Genomic DNA, 17,034 nt, shown 5'->3' with positions numbered 1-17,034 from the left:
TGATGAGCATATACTCATCAAGTCTTTTATCGTTCTACTTTTAGAAATTAGACTGAACATGCTTCTCTTTTCACGCAAAAGGGCACGTCAAATAAACCAACAACCGTGCTCTTTTTATTCAATTCATTGAACTGAATGTGCGCTTAAAAGTTTTAGCATAACGACTAAATTCCCTTCTGTTATAGCAGCTCTTTAGGCTGACTTTTTTGATAATCCACTGCATACAGAGCCGCTTGGGTACGATCTGCCAGCTCTAGTTTTGATAATACATGAGATACGTGCGTTTTGACAGTTTTTTCAGAAATAAACAAGGATGAGGCAATTTCTTTATTGCTTTTCCCCTTTGCAATTTCGAATAAGACATCTCGCTCTCTATTGGTCAGCTCTTTCATTAACTCCCATTTTTGCTCTTTTGGCTCAGTCAAATGCTGTACAAGAAAATTGGTGATATGACCATCTAATTGATAGGTGCCCTTTTGTACGTCAATCATTGTCGTAAGAAGTTTTTCTGGCGCTACATCCTTGAGCTGATAGGCTTTTGCCCCTGCTTGAATGGCGGGAATAACATAATCTTTATCCGCATAACTTGTCAGGATCACAATGCGGGTATCAGGCATTTCCAGCGTCATTTGTTTCGTTGCCTCAATGCCATTCATTACAGGCATCGATAAATCCATGAGAACGATGTCAGGCCGCGTTTGTCTGACAATTTCTAATGCTTCTTCTCCATTAGAAGCCTCACCAACAATTTCGACGTCAGGCTGTGTCTGCAGGAAAAACACAAGCCCTTTTCTCACAATATGATGATCATCTGCAATGACAACTCTCATGACGACCCCTTCCTTTCTTGAGAAAATGGCACCTTCACTTGAATAGTGGTCCCTTTACCGAGCTCAGACTCTATACAAAATGTTCCACCAGCTCTTTTGATACGGTCAGACATCCCTTTCAGACCAAGAGAAGGGAGGCTCATTTGCTCGTCATACTGAAACCCTTTACCGTGGTCGATGATTTTCATCTCAAACGTGTCTTTTGATTGTTCAAGCTGGACTTTAACTTCCTCTACTTCCGCATGTTTTTGACAATTATTCAGCGCTTCTTGGCATACCCGAAACAACGTTTCATGCTGAGTATGATCCATCTCCATACAACCTGATAACGATAATGTACAGCGTAATCCTAAAAGTTTTGCATACTCCTGAATCCCTGTTGTGAATCCTTTTTCAAGTCCTCTTGGCCTTAGCTGCCAAATGAGTGAACGCATTTCAACCAGTGCATCTTGTGACAAATGCTGAATAAAATCAATCATTTCCCCTAGATTCTGATCGTTTGTCATTTGACGGGCGGCTTTAGCAGTCAGGCTGACTGAAAATAGCATTTGGTTAACGGAATCATGTAAGTCCTGTGCAAGCCGGTTTCTTTCTTCCAAAAGAGCATGCTGATGTTCGTTTTGCACAAGCTTCATCCGTTGAATGGCGGTACCAATTTGAAGCGCAATGCTTTCAAGCAAGTTCAATTCTTCTTGCGTAAATGTGACTTTTCCTTTTGCCGCCACATTCAATAACCCGAACGTACGCTTACATGCTTTAAGGGGAACCGTCGCATGATGTGTAATTCCTTCAGTGTCCCCAAGCTGCTTTTTAACCGCCGTTTCGATGCGTTTACAATTCATAATGTTTGTGGCTGATTGGAGTGAGCCCTTTGTGTATCGATTGATGCAATAGCAATCGTTTTGACACATGAGCTGCTTTTGATGCTTTGCCAGCGCTTCTGGTAAGGAGACCTCTGCCATCAGTTCGTACGAGCCGTCTTTTTCTATAAAATAAATCCATGCGGAATGAAAGCCTGTGACATCCATCAGCATATGGAGCACTTCATGAAGCGTATCTTTCATTTCCGTGCCTTCATTTAGCTTTTCAGCAATTTCTTTTAGCGTTTTTAATGTTTCAACCTTCTCTTGATATTCTCCCATACTGTTTACCCCCGGCATTTGCTGCCTTCTCTTTTCATTACGCTCATTATATCATGAGCATTCTGCCGGTTCTTTCGCTAAAAGGATGATTTTTTCTCATCCTTTTGATGGAGAAAAAGCCATCGTGTATTCACACAATGGCCTTGTTTGTTTATTTAGCTGTTTCTTCCACAATTTCATAAACGACTTTCATCACTTCTTCTGACAAATGCTTCAGCTTTTCTTCGCTATCTGTTAGCGATGTACCTTTGACAGCAATATAAAATTTCACTTTAGGCTCAGTTCCGGAAGGTCTTAAGCAGAACCACGAACCATCCTCAAGGAAATATTTCAGCACGTTTGATGCTGGAAGGTGAATGGTTTCTTCTTTCTTTTCGGCAATCAGATATCTTTGACTTGATTGGTAATCCTCAATGACAGTGATGCGCTGACCCGCGATAGCAGGTGGCGGATTTGTTCTAAAGGTATGAAGGATCGCTGAAATTTGCTCTGCTCCTTCTTTCCCTTTTAAGGTTAACGACTTTAACCCTTCTCGGTAAAATCCAAACTCCTTGAAAATATCAACTAGCGCATCGTACAAGGACTTGCCTTGTTTTTTATAGAAAGCAGCGACTTCGACAGCTAACAGCGCTGCTTGCACCGCATCTTTATCTCGAGCAAAGTCACCGATCAAATAGCCATAGCTTTCTTCGTACCCGAATTGAAACGTGTATTCTCCGCTCTCTTCGAATTGCTTGATTTTTTCACCGATAAATTTAAAACCAGTAAGCGTGTCAATCGTATGGGCACCAAATGCTGAAGCAACAGCACGCCCAAGCTCACTTGTGACAATCGTTTTCATCACAACGGGACGAGGCGGCAGCTGACCAAGCTTTTGTTTTTCAGACAATAAATAATGGAGCAATAGAGCTCCTGTTTGGTTGCCTGTTAAGACGGTAAACTCTCCATCTTGATCTCTGACCGCAATACCTAGCCTATCCGCATCTGGGTCTGTTGCAATGAGGATATCGGCATTCTGCTTTTCGCCAAGCTTGATCGCATACTCAAATGCTACATGCTCCTCTGGATTTGGCGATGTCACTGTTGAAAATTGTGGATCTGGTCTTTCCTGTTCAGGTACAACGGTTACATGCTGATAGCCTAAAGCTTGAAGCCCTTTTCGGACAGGCTCGTTGGCCGTACCATGAAGCGGTGTGAAAACGACTTTGACATCGACCTCATCTGCCAGCTCAGGGTGCACACTGATGGTTTTTAATTTTTCAATATAAGCATGATCGATTTCTGCTCCGATCATGTTGATCAGCCCTTGTTGTTTTAACGTTTCTTCTGAATCAACTGAAATCGACAGTTCATTTTCTATTGCATCTACTTCTTGAATGACTTGATCTGCTTGAAGTGGCGGCAGCTGTCCGCCGTCTTCTCCATATACTTTATAGCCATTATATTCTGGTGGATTATGACTTGCTGTTACGACAATCCCAGCAAATGCATTCAGCTCTCGAACAGCAAAGGAAAGCTCCGGTGTTGGACGCAGTTCGTCAAACACGTATGTTTGGATGCCCTGCGAGGCAAGTGTTTTGGCTGCTTCCATCGCAAATTCAGGCGATTTATGGCGTGAATCATATGCAATGGCGACGCCTCTTCTTTTTGCATCCTCTCCATGTTTCGCAATATACGCAGCAAGACCTGCAGATGCTTTACGAACCGTGTACACATTCATTCGGTTCGTACCAGCACCAATCTCCCCGCGCATTCCTCCAGTACCGAACTCAAGGTTTTTGTAGAAACAGTCTTCAAGTGCTTGTTGATTATCTTGATGTGCCTCCAGCCATTCCCTTAGCTCAGTATCCAGGTGCTTCTCATTGATCCATCGCTCATAATTCGTCTTCCAACTCATGGTCGTCCTCCCAGCTCTTATCATCAATAAAATAACCTCTACTGCTATTTTATATGGAATCATCCTTTATGTCATGCTATATCATTGGGAGATGAAGAAAATGCTGAACAAATAAAAAAGCCGATGCATGATCGGCTTTTACTTATTGCTGACAAAGGGCTAAAATGATCTTTATTTTAGTTCTTTGTCTTCCTTTCAGCGTAGTCTGAAAACCCTTGAAGTCTAGAAAGGACGAGCACCGGAGCGGAGCGAATTTGACATTCGTGAGCACCGGCGCACAGACCTGACAAAGAATGCGAGGGTTTGTCTACACGCTGAAAAGCCGATGCATGATCGGCTTTTCTTTTATTCAGCATCAAGCGGTACAACTGCTTCATGGAATAGTTGATCTAGTTCTGTTTGATGCTTCTGTTTTACTGCTTCATCCCAGCCAAAACGCTCTGCCATATAATCAGCGACAGGCTGTGCATATTTTTTTGCCCAGTTGATATTAAATAGTAGGCTTCCTGTTCTTCTTAAGAAGAAATCGACAGGGGTAACAGCTAATTCTTCTTCGATTGCATAGACAAGCTCTGCGAGTACATACGCTGGAATGTTTCGTTTGTCTGCTTCACCTTGAAGCTGCTCTACACGCTTGAAGAGACTGCTGACGTTTGAGCCATATTTTTCGGCAAGTTTTTGAGCAATCGGTTCTGTTAAACCAACAGATGCACCTTCTGCTGTTTTCGCTTGGACAAAGGAAGCCATATTTTTAGATCCGCCTACATGACCGCCTGAAATTGGCATGTGCTTTGTTTTACATGGTCCAAAGTCTTTGCCTGTTTCTTCTTTTAGTCCATCACGTACAAGATTCACAATATGCTCAGCCATTTTGCGGTAGCCTGTTAATTTACCGCCAGCAATGGTGATTAAGCCTGAAGATGATGTCCATACTTCATCCTTACGAGAAATTTCTGAAGGGTCTTTGCCCTCTTCATGAATGAGTGGACGAAGACCAGCCCAGTTAGATTCAACATCTTTTTCTGTAATATTGAGATCAGGGAACATGTATTGAATCGCATTGATGACATAATCACGATCTGCTTTTGTCATACGCGGATGTTCCAGCTGCTTTTTGTACACTGTATCTGTTGTACCAACGTACGTTTTGCCTTCTCTTGGAATCGCAAAGACCATCCGTTTATCAGGTGTGTCAAAGTAGATCGCTTGTTTTAATGGGAAGACTGATTGGTCGAATACTAAGTGAATACCTTTTGTATGCTGTAAGTGCTTCCCTTCTTTTGAGTGATCCTTGTCTCTTAGTTGATCGACCCACGGACCTGTCGCATTGACGATTTTCTTCGCATATACATCGTATGTTTTCTGCGTCATGACATCTTCAATGACAACACCGACAACTTTGCCTTTATCATAAATAAATTCTTTTACTTTCGCATAGTTGACCGCTTCTGCTCCGAATTTCACAGCCTCTTTCATGACTTCGATTGTGAGGCGTGCATCGTCCGTACGGTATTCAACATAGTAGCCGCCGCCTTTTAAGCCGTCCTTTTTCACAAGCGGTTCTTTTGCAAGTGTTTCCTTCGCGCTCAGCATGCTTCTGCGTTCGCTATGCTTGACGCCAGCTAAAAAGTCATACACTCTAAGCCCAATGGATGTTGAAAACTTACCGAATGTCCCGCCTTTATGCATCGGAAGAAGCATCCATTCTGGTGTTGTTACATGAGGACCGTTTTCGTATACAATGGCACGCTCTTTACCGACCTCTGCGACCATTTTTACTTCAAATTGTTTTAAATAACGAAGTCCACCGTGCACTAGTTTCGTTGAGCGGCTAGATGTACCTGCTGCGAAATCCTGCATTTCTGCAAGACCGACGCGCATTCCGCGTGAAGCCGCATCAAGTGCTGTACCCGCGCCTGTAATACCCCCACCAATGATAAACACATCATATGGTTTTTTTGTCATTTCCTGCAGCATTTGTTCTCTTTCTAAGCTAGAAAAAGTCATCTCTTGTTCCTCCCATGTTGTACGGTAAAGAAAAAGAGACCGCAAACACCCAAAGCGTATTTCTACACTTCGGTGCCTGCGGTCTCTCCAGTTCTCCAACCGTTCTATTAACTTAATTGAAGTATATCATACTTTTGGTTTATTTGAAAGCTTGAGCTGCTTTTACAGCCTTTTTCCACCCGCTATATAACGAGTCACGGCTGCCTTCCTCCATCTTAGGTTCAAAGCGCTTGTCAAGGTTCCACTGTTTTGCAATGTCTGAACGGTCGTTCCAGAAGCCAACTGCTATTCCCGCAAGATAGGCCGCACCGAGTGCCGTCGTTTCATTAATTTCTGGACGCTCTACAGGCACATCCAGTAAATCACTTTGGAAGCCCATTAAGAAATCATTCTTTACAGCTCCGCCATCCACACGCAATGTTTTTAATGAAATATTTGAATCCTTTTCCATCGCATCTAACACATCTTTCGTTTGATAAGCAAGTGATTCTAACGTTGCACGGACAAAGTGCTCTTTAGAAGTACCACGTGTTAACCCGAATACAGCGCCTCTGACATCACTATCCCAGTATGGTGTGCCTAGACCAACGAATGCCGGAACGACGTATACGCCATCTGTTGACTCAACGCGCTCTGCATAAGCTTCGCTGTCTTTCGAGTCTTTAAACATTCTGAGTCCATCACGCAGCCATTGAATCGCTGAGCCAGCAACGAAAATACTTCCTTCTAAAGCATATTCAACTTTGCCGTCAATGCCCCATGCAATCGTCGTTAATAAACCATGATCCGACTTAATGGCTTTTTCCCCTGTATTCATCAACATGAAACATCCTGTACCATATGTGTTCTTCGCCATTCCTTCTTCAAAGCAAGCCTGACCGAATAAAGCAGCCTGCTGATCTCCCGCCGCTCCTGCAATCGGAATATTTCTGCCGAAGAAGTGATAGTCAGTTGTTTCACCATAAATGTGTGAAGATGGTTTCACCTCTGGAAGCATAGAAGCCGGTACGCCAAGGATATCAAGTAATTCTTCATCCCATTTCAGATCGTAAATGTTGAACATTAATGTTCTTGACGCATTGGAGTAATCTGTGACGTGTGATTTACCGCCTGTCATCTTCCAAATAAGCCAAGTATCGATTGTGCCAAACAGTAAGTCGCCATTTTCTGCTTTCTCACGGGCACCTTCAACATTGTCTAAGATCCATTTTACCTTTGTACCTGAGAAATAAGCATCAATAAGAAGACCTGTTTTATTTCTAAACGTTTCATTGTGTCCTTGTTCTTTTAACTCTTCACAAATGCCAGATGTTTGTCTTGACTGCCAAACAATTGCATTGTAAATAGGTGCGCCTGTATGTTTATCCCAAACAACCGCTGTCTCACGTTGGTTCGTAATTCCGATACCAGCGATTTGGTCTGCTTCAATTCCTGATTCAATTAAAGCAGTTGAAATGACCGATAGAACAGAGCTCCAAATTTCATTTGCATTGTGTTCTACCCAGCCTGGGTTCGGAAAATATTGATTAAATTCCTTCTGAGTTGTATGTGCAATTTTGCCTTCTTGATCAAATAAGATCGCTCTTGTGCTTGTTGTCCCTTGATCTAGTGCAAGAATATATTTTTCTTTTGTCATGATGTTTTCCTCCCCTTACATACTTTCATTTACAGCATTTGTTTGGTTTTTCGTAGTGATATAGAGTCCTAACAATACCACAACTAAAATAACGCTTACAATCCAAAAGGCTGGAGTGACGTTCGCTTTAAAGGCTGCATTGTAGAAAACACCGCCAAATGCGCCGCCTAAAATTGGACCAACGACTGGCACCCAAGCATACTTCCAGTTCGATGGGCCTTTCCCTGGAATCGGCAAGATCGCATGTGCGATTCTCGGACCTAAATCACGTGCAGGGTTAATTGCATAACCAGTTGTTCCACCTAAAGAAAGACCAATTGCAACAATTAAGAAACCAACAATCAGCGGATTGACTCCGTCTGCAAATTTATTTGCACCAATCGCTAAAATTCCTAGAACCAATACAAATGTACCGATGACTTCACTAAGTACGTTTGCAAAAGTATGCGGAATCGCAGGACCAGTTGAGAATACGCCTAGCTTTGCACCTGGATCATCTGTTGCTTTCCAGTGCGGTAAGTAATGTAAAAAGACAATAGTAGCCCCTATTAATGCGCCAAGCATTTGACCAACAATATACATTGGAACATCAGCCCAAGGAAAACTTCCTTCTAGCGCAAGCCCAATTGTGAGTGCAGGGTTTAAATGAGCTCCACTAATTCCACCAGTTGCATATGCTGCAATGGCTACTGCAAATCCCCACCCGAAAGCGATTACAATCCAGCCGGATTGATATGCGAGTGATTTCTTTAAATTAACTGCCGCACACACACCGCCTCCAAAAATAATGAGCAGCATTGTACCTACGACTTCTCCCCAAAATGGTGTCATGAAAAATTCCTCCTCTGGTTCAGTTGCCATCCCCTATGAATGTGTAGAAAAGATAAAGAAAAAGATCCACAACAAACATACTTTACATCAGGGTCATTTGTCACCTAGTAAAGCGTTGTTGTGGATCTCCGTTTCTCCATCACATGATATTAACTTAGTGCTATAGTATCAGAGGATGAAAACGTTGTCAATAAATATTCACATTTTATCTTTTCACTTTTGGAACGCTTTCCAAAGGGTGGTATTTGAGGTCGTCACTGCTGTAGCCCCTGCTTCAAGCGCTCTTTCTACATCTTCTTTTGTACGGATAAATCCGCCTGCAAAAATCGGGATCCCAGTTCGCTCGCGCACTTCTGTAATTAAATCTGGCACGACGCCCGGCAATACTTCAATAAAATCTGGACGATGTTTCCCAACGAACTCCATGCTTTTTTCCATGGCACTCGTATCAAGTAAAAACATTCGCTGAATGGCATATACCTTTTTTTGCTTGGCTTTTACTATGACAGAAGACCTAGTAGAAATAATTCCTGCTGGCTTCATTTCCTGACAAATAAATTCCGTTCCATACTCATCATGTTTAATCCCGTGAATGAGATCGACATGGACAAACATTTTTTTGTGATGAGCATTTGCCTCATTCATGATGCCCTTAAGCCGGCCTAAGTGAACATCAAGTAAAACACCATATGTAAATGGACTTTTTAAAAATTCCTCAAATTGCTTCATATTGCGTACAGCAGGTAAAATGGGTTGATCATGAAAACTCATAAGCCGTCTCCTTCAAAAGTGTATTGAATCAGTCTTCTCCTAACAGTAATTGAAACTCTTCTATTTTTCAATACACCTAGTGTGCCCAATACCGATTTCATCTCACATCATCTTCAGAGAACTAGCTCAAAATGATGAAAAGCAAACTTTTATTCCATAAAAAAAGCAGAGAAGTCTCTCTGCTATAGCTGTGCCATGCTTTCTTTTAAGGTATTGATGATAAATGAGGCGTCATCATCTGTTATATTAAGCGGCGGTGCAAGCTGGGCAACGTTATTATAGCCCGCCACTGTATCCCCATTTTTCCCGATGATCAGTCCGCGTTTTTTACATTCAGCAATCAATTGACCGACGACATGTGGCTCAGCTGGTTTTTTGGATTGTTGATCCTGAACAAGCTCAATGCCAAACAGCAAGCCTTTTCCTCTGACATCTCCGACAAATGGGTGTTCTTTTAACTCTTGCAAACGTTCAAGCATATCCCGGCCGAGCGCATCGGACCGTTCCACCAGTTGCTCGTTTTCCATAATCTCTAGGTTGGCAAGTGCCACTGCACAGGAAGCAGGGTGCCCGCCAAATGTATTCACATGACGCAGCCTGTCATACGTATCTTCTCCTGCATAGGCTTCATAGATTTCTCGTTTCACGCACGTTGCAGAAAGCGGTAAATAACCGCTTGTGATCCCTTTTGCCATGGTGATAATATCCGGCTTTACTTCCTCATGCATAAAACCAAACCGCTTCCCTGTCCGGCCAAATCCGCAGATGACCTCATCTACAATGAGAAGCGCTCCATGGGCTTCACAGATGTCTTTGACCTTCTTCAAATACCCTTTTGGCGGCATTAGGATACCTCCGCCCGTAATGATCGGCTCCATAATGACCCCAGCTATCGTCTCACTTAGTTCCCACGTCATGGCCTGATCTATTGCCATAGCACTTGCCAGATTCTCTTGATCCTCAGGATGACGATACACATCAGGCGGTGCGACATGAATAAAGCCCTGACCTAATGGTTCATATTTATATTTACGCTGCGCTTGACCGGTTGCGGCAAGAGCCGCTGCTGTATTGCCGTGATACGACCGGTACCGGGAGATAAACTTTGTCCTAGTACTTTCTCCTTTTTGCGTATGATATTGTTTGGCAATTTTAAATGCAGCTTCATTGGCTTCAGAGCCGCTGTTAGAAAAGAAGATGACATAGTCCCCGCCAAGCCACTCATTTAGCTTTTCAGCCAGCTGAATCGCCGGCACGTGGCTTTGTGTAAGCGGATAGTAAGGCATTGTCTTTAATTGCTTATACGCCGCTTCTGCAAGCTCTTTCCGGCCATATCCGGCATTTACACACCAAAGGCCTGACATCCCGTCTAAATAACGATTTCCATGAATATCTGTCACCCATGCGCCTTCTGCCTCGTGAATGACCATACTTTCATTTTCCTTGTTTGTTCCTTTCATTTGATGCCAGATCAACTGATCATCTTTTGCCTGAAGATTTTGAGCCTGCTCATGTATTTTCATCTTCCCGCCCCCATGTATCCGTTTTCATCATTAAAGAAGCTTAGACCAATTCAGCAGCACATTGCCTCTCCATTCATTATATGGATGAAACGTGAGGCATATGAAACTGGAACCAGGCCGCCCGTAAGAGAGAACCAATCGTTACTTTCATTATAAAAAAGGGGTCAGGCCGATTACATTAGACAGATCGTCAACTGATTGAACACCAGCATAAGACACTTTTCTTGATGCCTTGGCAAAATGGAGCACACTCTGCTAACGTCGATTTCCTTGCAGGAATTCATAGGCAAGAATCGCAAATTCAAGCGCCTGCCGTTTCGGCGCCTGCATCATATCCTCACCGAGCAAGGCATGCAGTTTATCCAGTCTATGATAGAGGGTTTGCCTAACAATATAGAGCTGGCTTGCGGTTTCTTTTTTAGAACCGTTTGTCTGTAAAAAGATATTTAGCGTTTGATAGAGTCTCCCGCTATTTTGATTATCGTATACAATCACGGGCTCTAAATACTCTTTCACCATACATTCAAGCAGACCGCTTTCCTTCATCATAGGCATGAGACGGAGCATATGTAGATCTTGGTAAAATGGACTTTCCACCCGCTGAGGCATCACTTTTTTTAAATGCAGCACTTCTTTGGCTGCTTGAAAGCTTTTTCTCATGTGCTGAAACTTTTCACAATATTGCCCGATACCGAAATTGATCTCGGCCCCTCGGGGCTGCTCCCGGTCATACAATTGTTTGATGTCGTTTGCAGCCTTTTCTGCACGCTCTTTCCAGTCCTCTTTCTTTCTCGTGTTTAATAAAATAAACAAGGTTTGTTCTTGATGCTCATATGCAATCAGATGGAAACCAACACGCTGAAAAATGGAGCGGCAAGAGACAAGAAAGTAAAGATTCCCTGTGATTTTTTCAATTTGATGATGTTTTTGAAAGAGCAAGACTACGCAGCCAGTTGGCTTTTTCACCCCTTCTGTTTCTTCTAGGTGCTCTATGATCTCTTGTTCTGTATGCTCTTCTTGAAACCATTTTTGCAGCCATTCATTTTCTTTTGTCTTCTTCAGCTCTTCTGTATAAAGCTCTCTTAATGTTTGCTGGGCTAGAGCATTCGCTCCTTTATCCATTACAAGCAGTTCGAATTCAGAGAGCGTGTCCGCTTGATGAATGAGCACAAGATCTGCAAATGTTTGTTTGAGCGCAAGCACTTGTTTTTGTGTCACTTCGTATCCTTTTGGCACGGAAGCAAACTGCAAATAATTCATGACCAGTTCTTCGGTTTGTTTGGAAGAATCACATAAAATAATCGGCTCGCCCTGAACAGGGAGGAGTAAAAGTATCCCCCTTACGTGCTGATACACTTGATCCAAAATATCCATTTGCGGATGCGGGGTCAGCAAAAGCTCATTTAGCTTTGATGACAGTGCTTCTAAATCAGCCATCATTTGATACTGACGCTCGATCATCATCGTATGAAGATGCTGCGTGATGTTGACGAACTTCACTTCTTTTGTAAACAGAATAAGCGGAAAATCTCTTTCTTCTGCATAGGTCAGTAATTCTTCCGGCACTTCGAATCTTAGCGGAACAAATTCAATACACAAGCCGGCCGCCCCTGAATCAATCAGCTGTCGTAAAAACGCTTGAAACACATCCAGTTGGTCATGGAAGCCTGCGGCTGTTGTTAATATAAGCTCGCCTCCATTTAATAAATCCTCTACATCAGGCACTTCTAACACATGTATCCATTTGACCTGCCGAAACAATCCTTTTTCCCCTGCTAACACTTTTGCATGCGCAAAATGCTTCGTTTTCAACACGTCACTCACTTGGAAATGAACATCTACATTCATTCATATGTCCCCCTTTGTTTGCCGCCTATCCCCTATCCCAGAGGGTGCATGGATAAAATCCATAATAAAACTGGTAATGTCACGATACTTAAGATTGTACTGAGAAATGTCGTGCTTGAGACAAACTCAGGCTTCGTTCGAAATTGTACAGCCATCAGCGTGGTATTTGCTGCTGTCGGCATGGCTGCCACTAAGATCATAATTTGTTTCACCATATCATCTACCGGTAAAATAAGCGTAAAGCCAAATGCAATGAGTGGGGAGATAAACAGCTTCAGCAATACAGCATAAGAAATATTGCGATAATCCACTTGCTTAAAAGAAATCACAGCAAGCTGCATACCTAAAATAAGCATAATCGTCGGAATGGCAGCATTCCCCACAAGCTGAATACCCGTCATCAGCTCTTTAGGTAATGAAAGGTCAATCAGCTGAAATAATAGACCGATGAGTGCCCCATAAGCAACTGGCATACGCAGTACTTTTTTCAAGACGACCTTTCCATCTCCCGCATCCTCTCCACCCTTTGCTGCATAATACATGCCGATTGTACTCATGACAAGCTGCTGCAGTACCATCAACACGATCGCAATATCCAAACCTGCTGCTCCGAAGACAAGAAGCACAACAGGCGTTCCATAGTTTCCATTGTTCATAAAAGCTGACGACAAAATCATGGCGCAATACGTTTCATTCGAATACCCATAAATACGAGATAAAATAAAGACACATAAAATAAGTGCAAGACAAAGTCCGACAACAAAAATGGATAAATACACATAGTCCATCGACACTTTGTTTTGATAAAAGGTTTCAAACGCAAGAAATGGTGACATTAAATATAAAGACATTGATGAGAGCGTATGTATGTCAAAACCAATCGCCTTCTGCCCGATATACCCGATCAGGAATATGCCGAACACTGGCAGTAAGACAAGTAAAAACTCCATGCTGCACCTACTTTTCTTTAGTTGAATTCCAGATTCCTTCTGCTCCTCATTATCATACCATTGATAAACAATAAAAAAGAAGCACCCTTATGAAAGGCCGCTTCTCTCCTCATCCATATAAAACACTTCCCACAAATGACCATCAAGATCCTGAAAGCTCCATCCATACATGAACTCATGATCCTGCTTTTCCTTAAACGGTGAACCGCCTGCTGCCATTGCCTGCTCGACAAGCTCATCGACCTCTTCTCGTGAATGAACACGCATAGAGATAATCACCTCTGATGCTTTTTTTGCATCCACTAATTGTTTCTCTGAAATGGACTGAAAATGCCTGAGTGACAACAGCATGACGGTGATCGTGTCATCAATGACCAAACAGGCCGCCTGATCATTCGTGAACTGCTGCTCAAATTCAAAACCCAGCTGCTCAAAAAAAGCGATAGATTCCTTCACATGATTTACCGGCAAATTGATATACAGATGTTTAGATTGTCGCCCCATGTTCCTCTCCTTTTTGAACACATAATCTCCTTTCAGTATATTCAGCTTTTTCTTCAGCATCCCTTTGGCAATTGAAAAAAATATGTTATCAAAAAGAAGCGCCTCAACGATAGGCGCTTCCATCATTATTTCTTATATTCAATATGGTACACATCTCTTCTTCGGTCTTTCAGCTGACGTACGGTCCCATCTTGCCTTTGTCTTCTTAAAATTTCTAAATCGACATCCCCAACGACAACCATCTCAATGTTTGGATTACACTCTCCTACAATCCCATCTCTTGCAAATTCAAAGTCTGATGGGGCAAATATAGCCGATTGTGCATATTGAACATCCATATTTTCGGTTTGCGGAAGGTTGCCAACTGTTCCAGAGATGACGGTATAAATCTGGTTTTCAACCGCTCTCGCCTGTGCACAGTAACGTACTCTTAAATAGCCTTGGCGGTCTTCTGTACAGAACGGAGTGAAAATAATTTTCGCTCCTTTGTCAGCTGCAATCCGTGCAAGCTCAGGAAATTCAATATCGTAGCAAATTTGGATCGCAATTTTGCCGCAATCCGTATCAAATACCCGGACCTGGTCACCAGCTGAAATCCCCCACCATTTTCTTTCATTCGGCGTGATGTGAAGCTTATATTGCTTTTCAATCGTTCCATCACGTCTAAATAAATAGGCAATATTGTAGATTTTCCCTTCTTCTTCTACAAAGTGGGACCCGCCGATGATATTAATGTTATATTTCACAGAAAGGTCTGTGAACAAATTAATGTAGTCCTCGGTATATTCCGTGATCCGCTGCACGGCAAGACTAGGTGACCGCTCTTCTAAATAAGACATGAGCTGCGTCGTGAAAATTTCTGGGAATACCGCAAAGTCAGCTGATGCATCTGATGCAACATCCACATAATACTCGACCTGATTCATAAATTCTTCAAAGGAGTGAATTTGTTTCATCGCATATTGAATCACACAAATTCGAACAGGAAACGCCGATTTAAAATATCTTTTCGATTGCGGGCGATAATCGACATTGTTCCATTCCATTAACGTCGCATATGTGCTGGATGCTTTATCATCAGGCAAGTAATTCGGATTGATCCGCATGAGACTAAATTCATTTAACAGCTGAAAAGATAAAACGGGATCATAGATTTGGTGAAGCATGACCTGCTCAACATACTGGCGAGGCGTCATTTCCTCTTGGTATTTATGATAGTTCGGAATGCGCCCGCCAATGATGATGCTTTTTAAATTTAATCTTCTTGCCAAGTCTTTTCTTGCTTCATACAAGCGATGTCCAATTTTCATTCGTCGGTATTCAGGACTCACCATGACTTCGATTCCGTACATATTCATCCCATCCGGATTATGGTTTGTGATGTACCCATCATCTGTAATGTCCTGCCATGTGTGGCGATCATCGTATTCATCAAAGTTAATTAATAAACTTGAACAAGAGCCAATGATTTCTCCCTCGAATTCAGCACAAAACTGCCCTTCTGGGAAATGCTCAAGGTGGCTTTCAAGATGCTCTCGTTTCCAAGGATCCATGCCTGGAAAGCATACCTCTTGCAAGGCAATGATTCGGTCAATATCCTCTTCCCGGATATTACGGATCTCCATTCTTTTTTCAAACCGCGTTAAGTCTAGTTTTTCTGCCATGATGTATTTGCCCCCTTACTGATCCTCTTTTTCAAGCTGATGGAATAGCTGGAGCAATTCGATTTCAGCCATGGATTCTAATCTGACATCATATTCTTCAAATTGCAGCGTGCTCGTCACTTTGTTTGGGACGATGACACATTTCATACCTGCCCGTTTGGCAGCTACTGATCCATTTACAGAATCCTCAAATGCCACACAATCTTTTGGCTCTACCCCTAAGCAGCGTGCGGTTTGCAAATAGAGCTCTGGATTTGGTTTCACTTCTTCCACATCATCTGACGTGCGGATACATTCAAAATAGTCGAAAAGACCAATCTGCTTCAGGTGATCAGACACCCATTTATAGTCTGAGCTGGAAGCAAGTCCAATCTTGATCCCCAGCTCCTTTGCTGCTTCTAAATAAGCTTCTACACCAGGTCTTGCTGATTCGTCCTTCATTCTTTTTTGAAAACGAGAACGCCGATCTGCTGTGAGTGTCTCATGATCCAGTGTCTTTCCTAGCTGCTTTTCCAAATATTCAAATGGCTTAAAGCCTGCCTGCGTCCCAATGACCTTGCCCCATACGGAAAGAGGCAGATCTGACTCATGCTCCGCAAACATTTCTTGTAAAACCTCATATTCATGTGTTTCTGTATCTAAAATTAATCCGTCAAAATCAAATATAATCGCCTTTACCAACGAGGCCACTCCTTTTTTTTACAAAAGTCTTAAAGATATACTCAATGCTATCATATCGTGAATAAAATTGACTTTCAAAGATGAATGTCTGCTAAAATGATTATGTATAAAAGGAGCCTGCACCGTTTTGTCAGGCTCCTACCCATGTTCGGTTCATTCTGCAAGAGATCCAAGCGCTCCGATTCGTGGAGAAATAGGCGATGTTGAAAAAGAGCGGGTTTGGTATTACAGATCTTAAAGGTTTCTCCGTTCCCTTAAAAATAGTATGTGCGAGGGCCTTGTAAGTTAACAAGGAAGTTCACACCATCTTTTACGCATTTTGAAGGTGACGGCTGGCAAAATCGTCGAGATCAAACGGAAAAGAAAAGCCGCAGGCGTTGACCTGCTCACGGTTTCGCTCGAATAGCTCACGATCTCGTTTGGTGAGATGACGTTTCGGTTTTACAATAATGGTATGTAATAGCTGAAGTCCCGATAAAATACGAAAAGCATCATCCATCGTCCCGTTATATACACCATCAATAAAGGTAAGGGAGCGATCTTTTTGACGCATATCCCGCTGCTGTCCATTGACAGCATGAGAAAGAAGATCTTCAACATCCTTTGATATTTCTTCAATTGCCTGCTCTTGCAGGTCTGTAGCAGCTTTCATTAATCTCACGTGACATCTACCTCTCTGTCGTTATTCTTTATTCAGAATAGCACAGAAAAAAAGGCGTTCGCCAAGGTAAGTGTTTCCTATATATACCC

At 42.6% G+C, this 17,034-nt stretch carries 14 protein-coding genes; all 14 read right to left on the bottom strand.

Annotated features, from left to right (window positions below):
* Positions 1 to 179: 179 nt before the first annotated feature.
* Entirely contained in the window at positions 180 to 830 is a 651-nt protein-coding gene (locus NSQ36_RS04775; protein WP_003212112.1) for a response regulator transcription factor, read from the bottom strand.
* Complete coding sequence (locus NSQ36_RS04770; RefSeq protein ID WP_113386894.1) at positions 827 to 1,972, bottom strand: GAF domain-containing sensor histidine kinase; 1,146 nt, start codon at positions 1,970 to 1,972, stop codon at positions 827 to 829. Before NSQ36_RS04770 ends, NSQ36_RS04775 begins: the two co-directional genes overlap by 4 nt.
* Positions 1,973 to 2,123: 151 nt before the next feature.
* Complete coding sequence (locus tag NSQ36_RS04765; protein WP_339206920.1) at positions 2,124 to 3,869, bottom strand: phospho-sugar mutase; 1,746 nt, start codon at positions 3,867 to 3,869, stop codon at positions 2,124 to 2,126.
* Positions 3,870 to 4,214: 345 nt separating this feature from the next.
* Positions 4,215 to 5,876 (bottom strand): glycerol-3-phosphate dehydrogenase, encoded by a 1,662-nt coding sequence (gene glpD, locus NSQ36_RS04760; protein WP_113386892.1) that lies wholly within the window; start codon positions 5,874 to 5,876, stop codon positions 4,215 to 4,217.
* Positions 5,877 to 6,015: 139 nt separating this feature from the next.
* Positions 6,016 to 7,512: a glycerol kinase GlpK gene (gene glpK, locus NSQ36_RS04755; protein ID WP_003212099.1), complete on the bottom strand. Its 1,497-nt coding sequence runs from the start codon at positions 7,510 to 7,512 to the stop codon at positions 6,016 to 6,018.
* A 15-nt stretch (positions 7,513 to 7,527) separates the two neighbouring features.
* Entirely contained in the window at positions 7,528 to 8,343 is an 816-nt protein-coding gene (locus NSQ36_RS04750; RefSeq protein WP_003211784.1) for an MIP/aquaporin family protein, read from the bottom strand.
* Positions 8,344 to 8,556: 213 nt separating this feature from the next.
* Entirely contained in the window at positions 8,557 to 9,114 is a 558-nt protein-coding gene (locus NSQ36_RS04745; protein ID WP_003212480.1) for a glycerol-3-phosphate responsive antiterminator, read from the bottom strand.
* A gap of 182 nt (positions 9,115 to 9,296) precedes the next feature.
* The gene (locus NSQ36_RS04740; protein WP_339206918.1) at positions 9,297 to 10,637 is read right to left on the bottom strand and encodes an aspartate aminotransferase family protein; all 1,341 of its coding nucleotides are present in this window, start codon (positions 10,635 to 10,637) and stop codon (positions 9,297 to 9,299) included.
* A gap of 255 nt (positions 10,638 to 10,892) precedes the next feature.
* Complete coding sequence (locus tag NSQ36_RS04735) at positions 10,893 to 12,485, bottom strand: PucR family transcriptional regulator ligand-binding domain-containing protein (protein ID WP_339206916.1); 1,593 nt, start codon at positions 12,483 to 12,485, stop codon at positions 10,893 to 10,895.
* Positions 12,486 to 12,517: 32 nt separating this feature from the next.
* Complete coding sequence (locus NSQ36_RS04730; RefSeq protein ID WP_003212117.1) at positions 12,518 to 13,435, bottom strand: AEC family transporter; 918 nt, start codon at positions 13,433 to 13,435, stop codon at positions 12,518 to 12,520.
* Between the two features lie 87 nt (positions 13,436 to 13,522).
* The gene (locus NSQ36_RS04725; protein WP_050945474.1) at positions 13,523 to 13,939 is read right to left on the bottom strand and encodes a VOC family protein; all 417 of its coding nucleotides are present in this window, start codon (positions 13,937 to 13,939) and stop codon (positions 13,523 to 13,525) included.
* A gap of 125 nt (positions 13,940 to 14,064) precedes the next feature.
* Positions 14,065 to 15,603, bottom strand: coding sequence for a bifunctional GNAT family N-acetyltransferase/carbon-nitrogen hydrolase family protein (locus tag NSQ36_RS04720; protein WP_106032291.1), 1,539 nt, complete (start codon positions 15,601 to 15,603; stop codon positions 14,065 to 14,067).
* 15 nt (positions 15,604 to 15,618) lie between these two features.
* Positions 15,619 to 16,284, bottom strand: coding sequence for an HAD family hydrolase (locus tag NSQ36_RS04715; RefSeq protein ID WP_003211898.1), 666 nt, complete (start codon positions 16,282 to 16,284; stop codon positions 15,619 to 15,621).
* Positions 16,285 to 16,594: 310 nt separating this feature from the next.
* Positions 16,595 to 16,945: a DUF5365 family protein gene (locus NSQ36_RS04710; RefSeq protein ID WP_003212251.1), complete on the bottom strand. Its 351-nt coding sequence runs from the start codon at positions 16,943 to 16,945 to the stop codon at positions 16,595 to 16,597.
* Between the last annotated feature and the right edge of the window lie 89 nt (positions 16,946 to 17,034).

This window comes from Bacillus sp. FSL W8-1143, from assembly GCF_037965155.1.
GTDB classification, from domain to species: domain Bacteria; phylum Bacillota; class Bacilli; order Bacillales; family Bacillaceae; genus Bacillus; species Bacillus pumilus.
Note: the sequence above shows the minus strand (reverse complement) of the source record. Positions and strands in the feature narration are given on the sequence as shown.